Annotated in this window: 19 protein-coding genes and 1 riboswitch; of the genes, 12 read left to right on the forward strand and 7 right to left on the reverse strand. The window is 42.8% G+C overall.

Annotated elements, in window-relative coordinates; genetic code table 11:
• The first annotated feature begins 63 nt into the window (after positions 1-63).
• Together NQ550_RS01315 and NQ550_RS01320 are read left to right on the forward strand one after the other, a co-directional pair.
• On the forward strand, positions 64-288 hold the full coding sequence (locus NQ550_RS01315) for a hypothetical protein (protein ID WP_020993268.1): 225 nt from the start codon (positions 64-66) through the stop codon (positions 286-288).
• A 271-nt stretch (positions 289-559) separates the two neighbouring features.
• A complete protein-coding gene (locus tag NQ550_RS01320; RefSeq protein WP_025579882.1) occupies positions 560-1,528 on the forward strand; it encodes a biotin--[acetyl-CoA-carboxylase] ligase in 969 nt (322 codons plus the stop codon).
• Positions 1,529-1,591: 63 nt separating this feature from the next.
• Here the strand turns inward: NQ550_RS01320 and NQ550_RS01325 are convergent, their stop codons facing one another.
• Genes NQ550_RS01325 through NQ550_RS01335 form a run of 3 tightly spaced genes read right to left on the reverse strand, consistent with a single transcriptional unit; the run spans position 1,592 to position 3,362 of the window.
• Complete coding sequence (locus NQ550_RS01325; protein WP_025579884.1) at positions 1,592-2,356, reverse strand: hypothetical protein; 765 nt, start codon at positions 2,354-2,356, stop codon at positions 1,592-1,594.
• 4 nt (positions 2,357-2,360) lie between these two features.
• Entirely contained in the window at positions 2,361-2,855 is a 495-nt protein-coding gene (locus NQ550_RS01330; RefSeq protein WP_025579886.1) for a hypothetical protein, read from the reverse strand.
• Positions 2,856-3,362, reverse strand: a complete 507-nt coding sequence (locus NQ550_RS01335; RefSeq protein ID WP_029677080.1) for an RNA polymerase sigma factor — start codon at positions 3,360-3,362, stop codon at positions 2,856-2,858.
• A 476-nt stretch (positions 3,363-3,838) separates the two neighbouring features.
• On the opposite strand from NQ550_RS01335, the gene NQ550_RS01340 reads away from it, so the two are divergent.
• A complete protein-coding gene (locus NQ550_RS01340; protein ID WP_025579889.1) occupies positions 3,839-4,990 on the forward strand; it encodes an alanyl-tRNA editing protein in 1,152 nt (383 codons plus the stop codon).
• Positions 4,991-5,143: 153 nt separating this feature from the next.
• A complete protein-coding gene (locus NQ550_RS01345) occupies positions 5,144-6,019 on the forward strand; it encodes an amidohydrolase family protein (protein ID WP_025579890.1) in 876 nt (291 codons plus the stop codon).
• Here NQ550_RS01345 and NQ550_RS01350 read toward each other — a convergent pair.
• On the reverse strand, positions 6,000-7,178 hold the full coding sequence (locus tag NQ550_RS01350; protein WP_008707014.1) for a hypothetical protein: 1,179 nt from the start codon (positions 7,176-7,178) through the stop codon (positions 6,000-6,002). The genes NQ550_RS01345 and NQ550_RS01350 overlap by 20 nt on opposite strands.
• A 61-nt stretch (positions 7,179-7,239) precedes the next feature.
• Positions 7,240-7,437: a hypothetical protein gene (locus NQ550_RS01355; RefSeq protein ID WP_025579893.1), complete on the reverse strand. Its 198-nt coding sequence runs from the start codon at positions 7,435-7,437 to the stop codon at positions 7,240-7,242.
• Positions 7,438-7,715: 278 nt separating this feature from the next.
• A riboswitch (THF riboswitch) is annotated at positions 7,716-7,821 on the forward strand.
• Between the two features lie 86 nt (positions 7,822-7,907).
• Between NQ550_RS01355 and NQ550_RS01360 the strand changes: the two genes are divergently transcribed.
• Positions 7,908-8,468 (forward strand): folate family ECF transporter S component, encoded by a 561-nt coding sequence (locus tag NQ550_RS01360; protein ID WP_008707011.1) that lies wholly within the window; start codon positions 7,908-7,910, stop codon positions 8,466-8,468.
• 335 nt (positions 8,469-8,803) lie between these two features.
• Here the strand turns inward: NQ550_RS01360 and NQ550_RS01365 are convergent, their stop codons facing one another.
• Both NQ550_RS01365 and NQ550_RS01370 read right to left on the reverse strand, forming a co-directional pair.
• A complete protein-coding gene (locus tag NQ550_RS01365; RefSeq protein WP_025581053.1) occupies positions 8,804-9,580 on the reverse strand; it encodes a GNAT family N-acetyltransferase in 777 nt (258 codons plus the stop codon).
• 100 nt (positions 9,581-9,680) lie between these two features.
• A complete protein-coding gene (locus NQ550_RS01370; protein WP_025581052.1) occupies positions 9,681-10,379 on the reverse strand; it encodes an SGNH/GDSL hydrolase family protein in 699 nt (232 codons plus the stop codon).
• Positions 10,380-10,810: 431 nt separating this feature from the next.
• On the opposite strand from NQ550_RS01370, the gene NQ550_RS01375 reads away from it, so the two are divergent.
• The 7 genes from NQ550_RS01375 (at position 10,811) to atpD (ending at position 16,796) form a co-directional block, all read left to right on the forward strand.
• Entirely contained in the window at positions 10,811-11,473 is a 663-nt protein-coding gene (locus tag NQ550_RS01375; RefSeq protein WP_008707008.1) for a F0F1 ATP synthase subunit A, read from the forward strand.
• A gap of 261 nt (positions 11,474-11,734) precedes the next feature.
• Positions 11,735-11,953, forward strand: a complete 219-nt coding sequence (gene atpE / locus NQ550_RS01380; protein WP_008707007.1) for an ATP synthase F0 subunit C — start codon at positions 11,735-11,737, stop codon at positions 11,951-11,953.
• A gap of 40 nt (positions 11,954-11,993) precedes the next feature.
• A complete protein-coding gene (gene atpF / locus NQ550_RS01385) occupies positions 11,994-12,494 on the forward strand; it encodes a F0F1 ATP synthase subunit B (RefSeq protein ID WP_025581051.1) in 501 nt (166 codons plus the stop codon).
• The gene (gene atpH, locus NQ550_RS01390) at positions 12,475-12,978 is read left to right on the forward strand and encodes an ATP synthase F1 subunit delta (protein ID WP_022380458.1); all 504 of its coding nucleotides are present in this window, start codon (positions 12,475-12,477) and stop codon (positions 12,976-12,978) included. Before atpF ends, atpH begins: the two co-directional genes overlap by 20 nt.
• A 16-nt stretch (positions 12,979-12,994) precedes the next feature.
• Positions 12,995-14,494, forward strand: a complete 1,500-nt coding sequence (gene atpA, locus NQ550_RS01395) for a F0F1 ATP synthase subunit alpha (RefSeq protein ID WP_044996912.1) — start codon at positions 12,995-12,997, stop codon at positions 14,492-14,494.
• 8 nt (positions 14,495-14,502) lie between these two features.
• The gene (atpG, locus tag NQ550_RS01400) at positions 14,503-15,393 is read left to right on the forward strand and encodes an ATP synthase F1 subunit gamma (RefSeq protein ID WP_025581050.1); all 891 of its coding nucleotides are present in this window, start codon (positions 14,503-14,505) and stop codon (positions 15,391-15,393) included.
• Positions 15,394-15,398: 5 nt separating this feature from the next.
• Entirely contained in the window at positions 15,399-16,796 is a 1,398-nt protein-coding gene (gene atpD / locus NQ550_RS01405) for a F0F1 ATP synthase subunit beta (protein WP_008706999.1), read from the forward strand.
• The last annotated feature ends 2 nt before the right edge of the window (positions 16,797-16,798 follow it).

The following is a 16,798-nucleotide window of genomic DNA, read 5'->3' on the forward strand; positions in this document are numbered from 1 at the left end:
TATAAAACACAGAAACGAATGTATGTTCTGAAAATGTGTTCGAAAGAAATAGGAGGGCTTATTATGGCAAATGCAGCAGGTACCGCACAGAAAATGAGAAGAAGAAAAGAAAATCACAAGTTTTCCAGAATGATGGCGGTTATTCTGGGCCTGATCGTTACCGTTGAGGTGATGATCGCGGGCGGCATGATCTTCAATATTGATTTTCATTCCGCTGATATAATTGCGGTAATTATGGGATTTATCGTGTTATATTCCGGAGTTGTGGCGGTTCTGACAGATAACTGATTATAGAAATTTCATAAATTACTGCAAACAATCCAGTCCATCATAGAGTGAAGTCCTGCGTCAGATATCTTTGCTGTATGTCAGTATGCCTGCAGATATATTCCTTGTTCTTCGTACTCTGCTGAGCTGTCCTGATTGCATTGTTTTATGGAACGGCTATAAGGTATGGGGACATGCAAAAAACAGATATTAGACAAAAACAGCGGCAGATGATATGATTAACAGTAAATAATGAGAGAAAAATAACGGGAGAAGGTGCGAAGAGAACATTATGACTGTAAAATCAAGTCTTTTGGAAATGCTGGAGAAGAATAAAGGAGAAGTGCTTTCCGGTGAGAGCATTGCCGGTGAGTTGGGATGTACCAGGGCAGCAGTGTGGAAGGCAGTAAAGTCGCTCCGGGAAGAAGGATATCATATAGAAGCAGGACCGAATAAAGGATATATGCTTGCGAAGGATACGAACCGTCTGTCGCAGGAGGGAATCCGCCTGTTTCTGGATGATCCGAAGGTTAAGATAGATATTTATGATGAACTGGAATCTACGAACCAGACTGCCAAGAAAGAAGCTATGATGGGAGAGGCCGGACATGGGACATTTGTCATTGCCAGGAGCCAGACTGCAGGCAGGGGGCGCAGAGGCCGGGAATTCTATTCTCCTGCAGATACAGGTCTTTACATGAGTGTGATCCTGAAGCCACAGGGAACCATACATGACAGTCTGCTGATCACAACTGCGGCAGCAGTGGCAGTCTACAGAGCAGTTGCTCAGCTCTGTGGAATCCAGCTTGATATTAAATGGGTTAATGATCTGTTTTATAAAGGAAAGAAAGTCTGTGGAATCCTCACAGAGGCTGTCACAGATTTTGAGAGTGGAAATATTGAGTTTGTGGTAGTTGGCATGGGATTGAACCTCTATCTGGACCAGGAGAACCTGCCGCAGAAATTAAGAAGTATAGCAGGAGCCCTTTATGAGACAAAAGAAGATGCGGAACAGACTGACCGTAATAAACTGACTGCAATGATCGTGAACGAGTTGAGAAAAGAAACAGCAGATCTGAAATTATCTCCGGATTATGTGACACATAACATGATCCCGGGACATCAGATCACAATTACAGACGGAAACTCTTCCAGACAGGCATTTGCATTGGAGATATGCAGGGACGGACGGCTGAAAGTACGGGAAGAAGATGGACAGGAGACAATATTGTCCTTTGGAGAAGTTTCGGTATCCATGTGAGGATAATGAGAATGGGATTGTTACATGAAGGTAGATTCCTTGATGTGACAATCCCATTTTGTGTCATAATTCAGAATTTGTTGTTTGTGATGAAGCATCCTCCTGAGACACTTCGGCGGCAGAATCTTTTTTCAGAGATACCGGGCTTTTGTTGTTTGCGGTGTCCGTGACATCGATATCTGTACAGCAATCAGGATTTACTGTGTCTGTGGTATTTTTAACCGCGTCAGTTTCCATATTCGGAACATTCTGCTGATACGGACGATAAGGTGTCCAGTAATGTTCTTCCTCAGTGAAGCTGTCAGGCTGTTCTTCATCCAGTGCATCCTTCTTGCGGGTGAGAATATAAATTCCTGCAAAAATGATAGCAGCTGCAATCACAAGCTGCGGCAGATGATATGTGAATCTGCCGATCATATCAGCCAGATATCCGGGTAAGATCATATAGAGGAAATCTACCAGAGTGTTCCACAGAATAGAAGCACCAAGGAAAATCAGCAGAATCGCAGTTATCTTTCCGTGATGTTTGAGCAGAGAACTGATGTCTCCTGCCAGTTCATCCATATGAAGGACATAGGAATCTTCTATGGAGTAAAATTCTTCCTCAGAAAGAGACTTCAGATTGTGCACATTAAAGAAACTGTAGAACCAGATGATCGGGATCAGAAACACAAGCCAGTCCATTCCGGTACATGCTCCGATGGCAAAGATACTCCAGAATAAGAACATAATACTGATTCCCTGTTTTTTGAACCCCATGTACATTTCTCCTGCGCCTGGAATCAGGGAGAAGATAAAAAGCCAGAATCCATGTTTTTGTTTTTGCATACTTTTATTTGCCTCCATTCATTAATTTGCTGGAAAAATCACTGACATATTTTATAAAAGAGCTGGTGCCATCACCAATGTTCTGTCCGAGTTCTCTGGTGAACTGGTAGAGTCTGCCGTTTTCATGTTCGGGTAATATTCTGTCTGTCTGAGAGGAAGTATCCTGATGTAAGGAAGTGAAATCCAGGTTCGGGATACTGAATAAAAGCAACAGGGCAACCATCACACCGGCAGCAGTCTGAAGACTGTAATGGAGCAGCTGGATTTTGCGGGATGCTTTATTTGCTGCCCGGGCAAGCTGCACTTCACCGGAGCCTGCTTTGTCCAAAATCTGTTCCATCAGATAGGAGGGAGCAGTATCCGTACTGTTGTTTTCCTGTTCCATCATCTGATCCAGACAGAAATCGCAGTGATCAAGATGTGACAGAAACTCAATGACTTCCTGTGTGTTCATATTTCCGTTGTCAAATTCTATTAAATACTTCTTATTAATATGCATCTAATCACCCCTTTCAAGCATTTTTTTCAGCATTGCCCTTGCTCGATAGAGCTGTGTCTGAACTGTTTTCGGATTTTTTCCTGTCTGCTGTGCAATCTCAGGTACTGATAATTCTTTACAGAAATGCGCGTAAGCGACTTCTTTGTAAGGACTTTTCAACTGCATACACAATGCTTCTACGTGAGTATTGGCTGCAGTTTTCATATATTCATCTTCGGGAGAGGATTGCCTGTCCGGAATCTGGGAAAAGTAGGTGTCTTCTGTTGGAATACTTCGCCGCCCGGCTGCTTTCAGATAATCCAGACACTTTCGGACAGCGATCTTACTTAACCAGGCTTTCTCATAATTACCATCAAAACGGGAAAGGTTCTTATAGGCAGACAGAAAGACTTCCTGAGTGAGATCTTCGGCATCAAATGGATTGCCGACAGATTTCAGGCAGATCGAATATATTAAGTTCTGGTATTGCTTAATCAGATATTCCAGATAGTGCTTTTCTGTGATCATTACTGTCTCCTTTTCCCTGTTCATTTAATTATAACGCAGGAGGTGGGGGAATGGATTCAGATATTGGAGGAATTTTGAGAAAAAGGGGACGCGCAGAAAAATAGTTTGTTTTGTGTGCGGTTTCGGACACTAAGATATTCTAAGCTGGCAAAAATCTGCTAAAGGCATGAGAAAAATGCCACAAACTCGCCGCATGGCGGCTCAGACAGTGTGTCATTTTTCTCATAACGCAGATTTTTGCCAGCTAAGAATATCTAAGTATCCTGCAAATGCACACAAAACAAACTATTTTTCTGCGCTGGTTATTGGCTGTTTTGATTAACGGATTTTTTTATAGAAAATATCTCTGAGTGACGGTCTTGCGAAGCCTTTTGATTTGGTCTATACTTGATTGCAATGAAATAAAATATGGCATTTATATTTATTATAGAAGATAATGCGGGGCAATATGACAGATTAACAAGGAGAGACAGATCATGACAGAAACAAGACGTTTATACTATGAAGATGTATATAAAAAAGAATTCACCGCAACCGTAGTAGAGTGCAGAGAGCAAAAGAAAGGTTATGCTATCATTCTGGATGAGAGTGCTTTTTATCCGGAGGGCGGCGGTCAGCCAAGTGATGTGGGAACACTGGGGGATGCAAAGGTGACAGAGGTTCATGAGAAAGATGGAGAATTACTTCATTATACTGATAAGACTCTGGAAGTGGGTGCGAAGGTTGAGGGAAAGATTGACTGGGCGCGGCGTTTTGACCTGATGCAGCAGCATTCCGGTGAGCATATGGTCAGCGGTATTATCCATGAGAAGTATGGTTATGATAATGTGGGTTTCCATATGGGAAGCGATGTGATTACTGTAGATCTGAATGGTATGCTGGATGACTCGCAGCTTGCAGAAATTGAGCGGGAAGTAAATGAGAGAGTGTGGGAGGATAGGGAAGTTGTGATCACTTATCCTGATGCTGAGGAACTGAAGACTATTGATTACAGAAGTAAGAAAGAATTGACAGGACAGGTTCGTATCGTAACGTTTCCGGGAGTAGACGTATGCGCCTGCTGTGGAACCCATGTGACACATACAGGTGAGATTGGAATGGTGAAGCTTCTTTCTGTAGTGAAATTCCATGATGGTATCCGTATGGAGATGATCTGCGGTAAACGTGTTCTGGATTATCTGAATATGGTGAATGAGCAGAATCATCAGATTTCTATGAAGCTTTCTGCAAAGATGGACAGAACAGCAGATGCAGTACAGCGTTTGCAGGATGAGAATTTCCGTATGAAAGGCCAGGTTGCCCGTATGGAAGAAGAGATGTTTAGGGCAGAAGCTAAGAAATGGGAAGGTGCAGGAAGTGTCCTGATCTTTAAAGAAGGTCTGGAAGCAGATTCTGTACGTAAACTTGCGGATGCAGTGATGAATACCTGTGAGGGCTGCTGTGCAGTATTTTCCAGAAATGAAGATGGAAGCTATAAGTATGCCATGGGCGAGATTGACGGGGATTTACGGCAGTATACAAAGGAAATGAATGCTGCATTAAACGGAAGAGGCGGCGGAAAGCCATTCTTTGTCCAGGGCTCTGTGCGGGCAGCAGAAGACGAAATCCGAAATTTTTTTGAAAAATAAAAAATTGTAGATAAAAGATTATAGATAAAAGATTAAGTAAAACTGCGGAGTGGTTATTGAGCATAGAGTTGCATAGCGGAGCGGATGGGTTTATCCGTCTGACTGTGTGTTTTGAGTTAGGAAAGTAGCAGAGAAAAGGAAGAGAAACAGGAAATGTTTGGAGAATGTCATGCGCATATCATTATGGATGGCGTGAATTACCGCCATGCAGTTGATATGCATAAAAATGGACCGGACGACAAGATCATAAGAGAGCATCTGAAAGCATACCAGGAACGGGGAATTGTTTTTGTACGTGATGGCGGTGATGCGCTGGGTGTTTCTGCAAGAGCGAAAGAGCTTGCACCAGAGTATGGGATAGATTACAGAACTCCGATATTTGCCATTCATAAAGAAGGGCATTATGGCTCGATTGTGGGAAAAGGTTTTGCCACAATGGTGGAATTTCATAAGCGTGTTCTGGAGGCGAAACAGGCAGGGGCAGATTTTATTAAGATCATGACTACCGGGATTCTGGATTTTAATGAACATGGAGCGATTACCGGAACACCTCTGGATGGGTCAGAGGTAAAGGAAATGGTACATATTGCACATGAGGAAGGTATGGCTGTCATGTCCCATACCAACGGAGATTGCGGAGTACAGGCAGCGGTGGCTGCCGGAGTGGATAGTCTGGAGCATGGAAACTATATGAATGAAGAAAGCCTTACCATGCTGGCGGAGAGTGATACAGTCTGGGTTCCGACTCTGGTTACAGTGAGAAATCTTCTGGGAGACGGACGTTATGATGATGAGACTCTGAAACCAATCATAGAATCTGCAGAAGAGAATATCAGAAAAGCATTCCGGCTGGGAATAAAAACAGCCCCCGGAAGTGATGCGGGGGCTTACAGAGTTCTTCATGGAAAAGGAATTCGGGATGAAGTTCAGTCTTTTGCAGAAATCCTGGGAGATCAGGATGCTGCATACCGCTGGCTTGCGGAAGGTGAAGCGGAAATCAAGAAGAAATTTACGCATCCTGTACCTTAATTGCTGTATAAATATTAGAAGATTTTGATTTGGATGGATGGAAGGTAACACACACATAGTCGCCGTATTCCATGCCGCCTGCAGTGAGATCCTGCGCGTTTTCTGTACGGAAGGTATCTATGGCACCGTCATCTGTCTGTACAGTGATGGTGTTGGCAGTACTTCCAATGATCGTGCCGGTTACTGTAAAGGAAATATGTTTGTCATTAATGGTATCAGGATCCTCACCTGTCACAGCAATAATACGGACTTCTTCCAGGGATGTTGTTTCCAGATCTCCGATATAAGTAACATTAACATGAGATCCCGGGGCAATTCCTCCCTTGAAGTAAGCGGGGATTGCTGACATATCCAGATTAAAGGAGGTGTCACTTCCGGCAGGAAGAATCCGGAGGATATTCAGATTTACTCCCTGTACAGTTGCCAGCAGCTGTTTTTCTTTATTTTCTATCTGCTCCGGTGTCTGTGTGAGTTTTGGATCCGGAGTTGGGGTAGGATCCGGTATTTCCAGATCTTTCAGATCAGAAATACTCAGTACTTTCAGGTGACTGGCATTTAAGGATACGGAAGAATCATTGGAGGTATCCGGGAATTTCCCCTTGAATGTAAGGTAAACCCAGTCACCGGCTTTGATTCCATTCTGATAATATTGTTTTGTTCCTGTGATCGGATAGGTGGCTGTTTTTCCTTTCTTTGATTTTATTGTGATGGTATTGGAAGTCAGGGAAATGACCTGCCCATGCGCAGTGCGCTTTTTCAGCTTATTTTTTTTATGAAATTCATCTACAACCTTCAGAACATGTACACTGCCTGTGTCAGTACCGGAAAGCTGACCTTCGTAAATGATACTGATCTCATCGCCGGTGATCATGCCGCCTTTACATTCCAGGGTGGCATTGGAAACATTAAATACATAGGAGGCACTGTCCGTGTTCAGAATAAGCTGGCTTCCTGAAAAATCCTGCAGGGTACCGGAAAGTTCATCCATATAGATACGGTCTTTTGTTTCGGTTTCAGTTGTGGTGTCAGATGAAGAAGTAAGTTCCCGGACGGATGTGTCTCCGGTGGATGTGAATTGTTCCAGTATGGTTTCAGGGCTGCATCCGGCAAAAGAAAAGCTAAGGCCGGCACAGACACATGCAGCAAGCAGTTTTTTCATAATATAGACAGGACCTCCGATAAATCATTCGTTTGAACATGATTCCTGCCGTATGCAATAATTATTTACAGAGAGGGATACCGTCTTCCGGCGGTTCAGGGATAAAATCAAAAATTTTCCGGTAGCTTTCCCACTCGTCATTGTCTTTGGCAGGAGTGCATATCAGGCCGGTACATTCCGTACAGGCGTTGGTATTCAGGTAATTATCATAACATATATTATAAGGATTTTGGCAGTTATTTTTGCATATTTCTGACATTTTTTTACCTCCATGATTATAGCAGACCGGGACGGAATATCTGTATTCATGTAATTTCTCATTGCTGAAGATGCCGGACTGCTGCATAATGTTATAGTATTAGTATATGCGGCTGTTTTATTCATAGACTTATGAGTGTTTGCAGCAATACTCTCAAGTAAAAAAGCAGATTATTCGTATAGAATGAACAAAAAGCAGCATTCAAATTTGTGAAAATAATAACGGAAAATATATTGTAATTTTTATGGATTGTGTTATAATTTCGATAAATAAATAATAGCGAAGTAGGATTTTATGCGTCAAGTGTTCACAGGCTGGGGAGTCGCCGTGAAACGAAAAGCAGAAAAGCGAGCTGCTTACGATATAATTTCCGCACCCGTTGCTACATGTGAGGACATCTCATAATGTGGAGGGATTATTATTTATGTAACTACTCTATTTTTTAAACACATTATGGAGGTGTTTTTATTATGCAGAAAAAACAATATTGGAACGTAAAAACATTGGTGTTCATGGCTCTTCTGATCGCCATGCATCTGGTACTCACACGAGTTCTGGTCATTGATCTTGGTGCGTACCGTATTTCTGTGGGAAGTGTATGTACAATCCTTGCAGGTCTGTGGCTTGGCCCGGTAGCTGGTGGTGTCTGTGGATTATGTGCGGATATTATCGGGTGCTTTATGAAAGGCTATGCTGTAAATCCGTTTATCACAGTTGCAGCAATCCTCTGGGGTGTGCTTCCTGCCCTTGCAAAACCATTATTTGCAAACAGAAAGAAAACAGGAAAGACAGTTGGTATCTGCGTATCTATCGTGGTAACTGCAGTTCTCAGCTCTCTGGTGCTTACAACAGCAGGACTTGTGATCATGCTTGGATATAATTTCTATGCGATCATGCCCGGAAGACTGGTACAGTTTGCAATTATGATCCCGATTTACTGTGTATTAACATGTCTGCTGTATTTCAGCCCGCTGACAGCGATGGTTGTAGGTAATACATCACCTGCAGTGCTGAAAAACAAAACAGTATAATTGAGTTACTGTTCACACACCACTATTCCGCGAGGTGTTTTGGCATGAATATGCCAAAATCCCGAGACATACAAGCCAAAATTCCATTGCCGCAGGCAATCTGGAATGAATTTTGGCTACGTTACTGTGAACGGAGTGAACAGTAACATAATTAAGTCAGAGATAAAATACAGAATAAGACTTGAATATTAAAATTAAAATGATATACAACATAGTTGGCGCGAACTATGTTAAATGAATCAACTGATTCCCCGAAAAAGAAAAGTTAAAATCTATAAAAATTAAGAACTATCTGTAAAAGCAGAAAATGAAAATGCTTTACAGATAGTTCTTTTTTATTTCTCAGGCGGGAAATTTCCGTTCTCATCCGGCTGCACGCGGAACCAGTAGGTGTATAGCTGATGAAACCCCAGCGATTTATAAAGAGCGCGGGCATTGTCATTTCCTTCTACAACCTGAAGATATGCATTCTGTGCACCTTTTTTCATTCCTTCTTTCAGAAGTCCGGTGCAGATCTGACGGGCATAGCCATGTTTGCGGTATTCTTCTTTGACATGGATGGCATAGATGCCGATATAATCTCTGTCCAGAATACCAAGTCCGGTTGCGATGATCTGGTTGTCCATGCGGATGGAAGCACAGATGGTTTCCTTGAGGATTGCCTGATACATAGATGGAACAACCTTCCGGTGGATGGGATTGGTGGTGTTTTTTAAACGGAACAGACTTTCAATCCATTCGGAGGGAATATTGTCACAGAAGGTTACATCAGGATATGGAGTATCCAGATGTGCGGCGTTCATGCTCATTGCCATGACATTGGTGGTATGCTGGATGGCATATCCCCGATTCTCCAGAACATAATCAAAGTCAGGAGAGACAAGAGGACTGATCTTAAATACAGCGGGGGTTCCCAGACGCTTATATACGCTTTCACAATATGGGATTTTTTCCCGCCAGGTGAGGGTGGAATTGCCGAACTGTTCTACGCTGTTGGTTCTGTGTGTATAAAAATAAGAAAATCTCAGGATCCAGCCGTCGTATAATTCCATCTTGTGAGATGGCCAGGCATTCAGAGACATATCTTCAATCTGTTTAATTGTAGTTTCCATAATATAAGGAAGACTCCTTTCCATAATAAGTCCGCAGATATGAGCGAGGACAGTGATTTATTATACAAAGTTCCGGGAAAATGCGCAATAGCTTATCTGTTCAGGGATTGTTATCAATGCTTTGAAGGAGAGGGAACAGTTTCTCGGCCAGAAGCTTATGTCCATACAAGGTAAGATGAATCCCGTCTGTTGTTATGGTATCAAATCCCGATTGAGTTGCTTCCTTATTAAAATAGTTATGCAGAGGCAGAAATGGAAGTCTGAATCTGACAGAGAGCTGTCGGATAATATCAGACATGGTATGGACATAGGGAATCCATGTCTCATATTCTTCCGGATGTGGAAAGATAAAGGGTTCCATAAGGATTACCTGCCTGGCATCTGCAGTGAGCAGATCCAATAATTCATTGTAATGAGTGGCAAACTCTCTCATCATCTGTTCTTTCTGAGAATCCGTCCGGTCTGTGTTCATTATCAGACCGATATCATTGATGCCGATCAGCAGAGTTACAACAGGAGAGTGATGCAAAGAAATACGGTGTTGGTGGATATTTTCAAGGACTCTTGTCACAGTGAAGCCATCTATGCCACAGTTCCTGAAATGTATGGCGCCTGTTGATTTATCTGTTAACTGTACAGCGCTTGATGAGCGTCCGACGGTATCTGCGGATATGGAGAAAGAAGGAGTCTGATTACGGAACATTTCTGAGAGTATCTGTACATACCCATTTCCCAGAGGAAAATCTTCAAATAAATGATTACAGTCCGTAATGCTGTCTCCCAGACAAATGATTTGCATAAAAAACCTCCTGTTTGGTATTACCAATATAAGGATTGGTAAGTGCAGAGATATAAAATTTATATAAAAACCATATAAAATAATATCATCTGCTTACAGTTCGGTCAATGAAAATTGCCTTTTTTTCGTGAAAATGCATTAAAAAAATTATGAAAATCTATTTTTCAATCAAAATATCTGGATGAAATGCACAAAAAGAAAATCTATTTTTGCCAGAAATAGTCAAAATAATTGTTGACTTTTTAACGGATTTTAATATAATAATCTCAAAATCTTGAATCGATGGAAAGCTTATGAAATATTTTACAGACATAAGTTTAGGAATCCTGGCTGAGGCATCTGAGGCAGACAGCATAAAAAGCCAGAATATCTTCCGGAGATTTAAATAGAAAAAGGAGGGAAAAGAAACGGGTAATTTAGCAGACACGTTAATGGAAGAACTTCAATGTAAGACAGTTTTTACCATACCGGTGTTTGGAGGAATACCAGTTGCAGAGTCAGTAGCAGTGACATGGGTGATCATGGCAGTGCTTTTAATTTTGTCATTGGTGCTCGTAAGAAACCTGAGTGTGGAAAACCCCGGTAAGAAACAGCTTTTGCTGGAAACCGGTGTCAGTTTTCTTCATAACTTCTTTAAGGATATCCTTGGAGAAGAGGGAAAAATGTATATTCCCTATCTGATGACAGTTGTCATTTACATTGGAATTGCAAACATTTTCGGTGTGTTTGGATTTGTACCGCCTACAAAGGATTTAAACTGTACGATCGGTCTTGCGATCACAAGTATTTTTCTGATCGAGTATGCAGGATTCCATAAGAAAGGTCTGAAAGGCTTTCTTAAAAGCTTCGCAGAGCCGGCACCGATCATGCTGCCGATTAATATTCTGGAGGTCGTTATTCGACCTACATCACTTTGTATGCGACTTTTTGGTAATGTGTTAGGAAGCTATGTGGTTATGAAACTTCTTGAGTTTATATGCCCGGCAGTTCTTCCTATTCCATTCAGTCTGTATTTTGATTTCTTTGACGGATTCATTCAGGCGTATGTATTTGTATTCTTAACTTCTTTATTTATCAAAGAAGCTATTGAATAAAAAGATTACTGTTCATACAGGAATATGACACCTATATAAGACCTGAGACGCGGGACATAAGGGATAAGACAGCAGTTATGAACAGCACTTAAATGCTGTCCGGATATTCGGTGGGTCATAACGGTCATAAACAACCGTTGGTACAGACATCTGTTGCACAGGCATCAAATGATTTCATCGGAATATCGACAGGATAGCATATTGTGAAGAAAGATTTGTAATATTTAGTTTATTTCAGTTAAACAACAGGAGGAAAAAGTTATGTTAGTAGCTATTGGAGCAGGAATCGCAGTTTTAACAGGTATTGGCGCTGGTATCGGTATTGGTATGGCAACATCCAAAGCAGTAGAAGCAATCGCAAGACAGCCGGAAGCAGAAAGCAAGATCAGCAAATCCCTTCTTTTAGGATGTGCCCTTGCCGAGGCAACAGCTATTTACGGTTTCGTTATCGGTCTTCTGATCGTTATCATGCTTGGCTAATTGATGGATAAAGAATAACTAAGAAAGGCAGGTGGGACAGGTGATCGAGATTAACATCAACCTGGTCTTTACAATTATTAACCTGATTGTTCTTTATCTTTTAATGAAAAAGTTCTTATTTGGTCCGATCCTCAATGTGATGGAGCAGAGAAAAAACATGATCGACCAGCAGTTCGCAAGTGCCAAAGATACAGAAGAACAGGCATATGAACTGAAAGGCAAATATGAAGATGCACTGAAATCTGCGAAAGACGAATCCATGCGTATTGTAAACCAGGCGAAGGATGAGGCAAAAGTACAGGCTGAGCGTATTGTAAAAGATGCAAACACACAGGCTGGTACAATGCTTGACAAAGCAAAGGCAGATATCAGGACAGAGCAGGAAAATGCTATGAAGGCTATGGAAAGCAGAGTGGCAGAGATCGCGCTGGATGCAGCCTCAAAGATCATGGGAGAGAAAAACAGCAGTCAGCAGGATTTGTCCCTTTATGACCAGTTTATAAAAGAGGCAGGTGATTCCAATGACGGAAACAAGCATTAATTATGCAAAAGCATTATATGAGCTTTCTGTCCCGGAAGAAGCTGTTTTGGAGACAGAAAAGATTTTCAGGAGTACCCCGCAGTTAAAGGGTGCTCTTGAGAATCCGCTGGTTTCTTTAAAAGAAAAAGAACATGTAATTGACAGGGTATTCCCACAGGAGATGAAAAATTTCCTGAAGGTGACCTGTAAATATCAGAAAATCAGCAGCATTTATGATATCCTGGAAGCATATGGCAATTACAGCCGCAAGCAGAAAGGAATCCTGAAAGCTGTTCTCACATATGTAACAAAACCGGAAGAAGCCCAGAAAGAGAAGATGGAAGATTTCCTTCGCAGGGAATTTGGAGCAAAGGAAGTAATCCTTACTCTCAGAGAAGACAAATCTTTGATCGGAGGCTTCATTCTTTCTGCCGGAGACAAAGAGTTCGACTGGAGTCTCCGCGGACGTTATAACAATTTAAGACAGAAATTGACACGGAGGTGAATAAAAGTTGGCTGCAATGAATCCAGATGAAATCATTTCGATTCTGAAAGAAGAAATTAAGAATTATGACGAAATCAGCAAGGACCAGGAAGTAGGAACAGTCATCTCCGTCGGAGATGGTATCGCCACGGTACATGGTATTGATCATGCTATGTATGGCGAGGTTGTAACCTTTGAGAATGGTCTGAAAGGTATGGTTCAGGATATCCGTGCAAACAGCATCGGATGTATTCTGTTCGGTAAAGATACAGGGATTAAAGAAGGAACAAAGGTAGCAAGAACCCAGAAGCAGGCAGGTGTGCCTGTAGGTGACGCTTTTATCGGAAGGATCGTAAACGCTCTGGGAGCGCCGATCGATGGTAAAGGTGAGATCAAGGCAGACGGGTATCGTCCGGTAGAGAATCCGGCACCTGGAATTATTGACAGAAAATCTGTAACAGTTCCTCTGGAAACAGGTATTCTTTCTATTGACTCCATGTTCCCCATCGGCCGTGGCCAGCGTGAGCTGATCATCGGTGACAGACAGACAGGTAAGACTTCCGTTGCACTGGATACCATTCTGAACCAGAAAGGCAAAGATGTAATCTGTATCTATGTTGCAATCGGACAGAAAGCTTCCACAGTAGCTAAGATCGTATCTACTCTGGAGAAACATGGTGCTATGGACTATACAACAGTATTCTCCTCTACAGCCAGTGACTGTGCACCGCTTCAGTATATTGTTCCTTATGCAGGTACTGCACTTGCTGAGTACTTTATGTATAAGGGAAAAGATGTATTAATGGTTTATGATGATTTATCCAAGCATGCGGTTGCATATCGTGCACTGTCACTGCTTCTGGAACGTTCACCGGGACGTGAGGCTTATCCTGGAGATGTATTCTATCTCCATTCCAGATTACTGGAGCGTTCCAGCCGTCTGAATGAAAAGGCCGGCGGTGGTTCTATCACTGCACTTCCTATCATTGAGACACAGGCAGGTGACCTTTCCGCTTATATTCCTACAAACGTTATTTCCATCACAGATGGTCAGATCTTCCTGGAGAGTGATCTGTTTAACTCCGGTATGCGTCCGGCGGTTAACGTAGGTCTTTCCGTATCCCGAGTTGGTGGTGCTGCACAGGCAAAAGCCATGAAGAAAGCAGCAGGAAGTGTCCGTATCGATCTGGCTCAGTATCGTGAGATGGAAATCTTTACACAGTTCAGTTCTGATCTGGACGAGGCTACAACTCAGCAGCTGAAATACGGAAGCGGACTTATGGAGCTTCTGAAACAGCCGCTTTCAAGCCCATTAAGTCTTCATGAGCAGGTCATCACTCTTTGTGCGGCAACACACAAGGCAATGATGGATGTGGAAACTAAGAAGATGAAGAAGTATCAGAGAGATATGCTGGACTACTTTGACAGTGCTTATCCGGAAATCGGAAGAGAGATCGAGGAGAAGAGACAGCTTCCGGATGAACTGGCAGAAAAGATCGTGAAAGTGGCAGAAGAATTTGCAGATAAGAGCAGGTAGGTGTTGATATGGGCAGTACGAAAGAGATTCAGACTCGAATGAAAAGCATTCAGGACACCATGAAGATCACCAATGCCATGTATATGATTTCTTCATCCAAGATGCAGAAGGCCAAGAGAATCCTGTCCGATACAGAGCCGTATTACTATAATATGCAGGCAGCAATTTCCAGAATCCTGCGTCATATGCCGGATACAGAGCATCCTTTTTTCAGTATCCGTCATAAGATCGCAGAGGAAGACCGTAAGATCGGCTGTATCGTAGTTACCGGTGATAAAGGTATGGCAGGTGCCTATAACCATAATATCCAGAAAATGACAGAACAGTTTATGGCAGAGCATGAGCATTGCAAGCTCTATGTGCTGGGTATGGTAGGCCGTCAGTATTTCACGAAGAAACATATGGATATCGCAGAGAACTTTCCATATACAGTACAGAAACCGACCATGCACAGAGCGCGTCTGATCTCAGAGGAGATTACCAGAGCGTTCCTGGACAGAGAACTGGATGAAGTCCGTATTTTCTATACGGAGATGCAGAGTGCAGTTGCAATGGAGCCGGTGAATATGCAGCTTCTTCCATTGAAGAAAGCAGAGTTCCTGCCAAATCAGGCAATGCTTGCGGACATGCCGCAGGAGGAAATTGTGCTGTCACCATCAGCCGATGTACTTCTGAATACCATGATCCCCAATTACCTGACTGGTCTGATCTATGGATGTCTTGTAGAAGCGTATGCCAGTGAAAATAATGCCAGAATGATGGCAATGCAGTCCTCTACGGACAGTGCAAAGAAGATGCTCAGGGAGTTATCCATTGAGTATAACCGTGCGCGTCAGGCTGCCATCACACAGGAAATCACTGAGATTGTCAGCGGTGCAAAAGCACAAAAAAGGAAGTGACGACGATGAACAAAGGTAAAATTGTACAGGTTATGGGACCTGTTGTAGACGTTGTTTTTGAAGATGGAAATCTTCCTGAGATCAAGGATGCCCTTGAGGTAGAGAACAACGGTAAAAGATGTGTAATGGAAGTTTCCCATCATCTGGGAAACAATATGGTACGCTGCATTATGCTGAGCGCAAGCGAAGGCTTACAGCGTGACAGAGAAGTCATCGCCACAGGAAGCGGCATTAAGGTTCCTGTAGGTGATAAGACACTGGGACGTTTATTTAACGTACTTGGTGATACAGTAGATGACGGTCCTTCCCTTGAGGGAGAACAGAAATGGGTCATCCACAGAGATCCGCCGGATTTCGAACATCAGAAACCGGCTGTAGAAATCCTGGAAACAGGTATTAAGGTTATCGACCTTCTTGCACCATATGCAAAAGGTGGTAAGATCGGTCTGTTCGGTGGTGCCGGTGTTGGTAAGACAGTCCTGATTCAGGAGCTGATCCAGAACATTGCCACAGAGCATGGCGGATATTCCATTTTCACAGGTGTTGGAGAGCGTTCCCGTGAAGGTAACGACTTATGGTCAGAAATGAAAGAGTCCGGTGTTCTTGAAAAAACAGCCTTAGTGTTCGGACAGATGAACGAGCCACCGGGATCCCGTATGCGTGTTGCTGAAACCGGACTGACAATGGCTGAGTACTTCAGAGATGAGGAACACAGAGATGTGCTTCTTTTCATTGATAATATTTTCCGTTTTGTACAGGCTGGTTCCGAGGTTTCCGCCCTTCTTGGACGTATGCCTTCAGCCGTAGGTTATCAGCCAACACTGGCTACTGAGATGGGTGAACTTCAGGAACGTATCGCTTCTACTAAGGATGGTTCTGTAACATCTGTACAGGCTGTCTATGTACCTGCCGATGACCTGACTGACCCGGCTCCTGCAACTACATTTGCTCATCTGGATGCAACAACCGTTCTTTCCAGAAAGATCGTAGAGCAGGGTATTTATCCGGCCGTTGACCCGTTGGAATCTACTTCCCGTATCCTGGAGCCGGATGTTGTAGGTGAAGAACATTATGAAGTAGCACGTAAAGTACAGGAAATCCTTCAGAAATATAAAGAACTTCAGGACATCATTGCTATTCTTGGTATGGAAGAGCTTTCTGAAGAGGATAAGAGCACTGTATTCCGTGCAAGAAAGATCCAGAAGTTCCTTTCTCAGCCGTTCCATGTAGCTGAGAACTTCACAGGTATCAAGGGTAAATATGTTCCTCTGAAAGAAACCATCCGTGGATTCAAGGCAATCGTTGATGGTGAGATGGATCAGTATCCGGAAAATGCTTTCTTCAATGTTGGTACAATTGAGGATGTCATCGAGAAAGCAAAGACTGAGATGGGTCAGGAATAAGG

Origin of the sequence: Blautia wexlerae DSM 19850 (assembly GCF_025148125.1) — a bacterium.
Taxonomy (GTDB): Bacteria; Bacillota; Clostridia; order Lachnospirales; family Lachnospiraceae; genus Blautia_A; species Blautia_A wexlerae.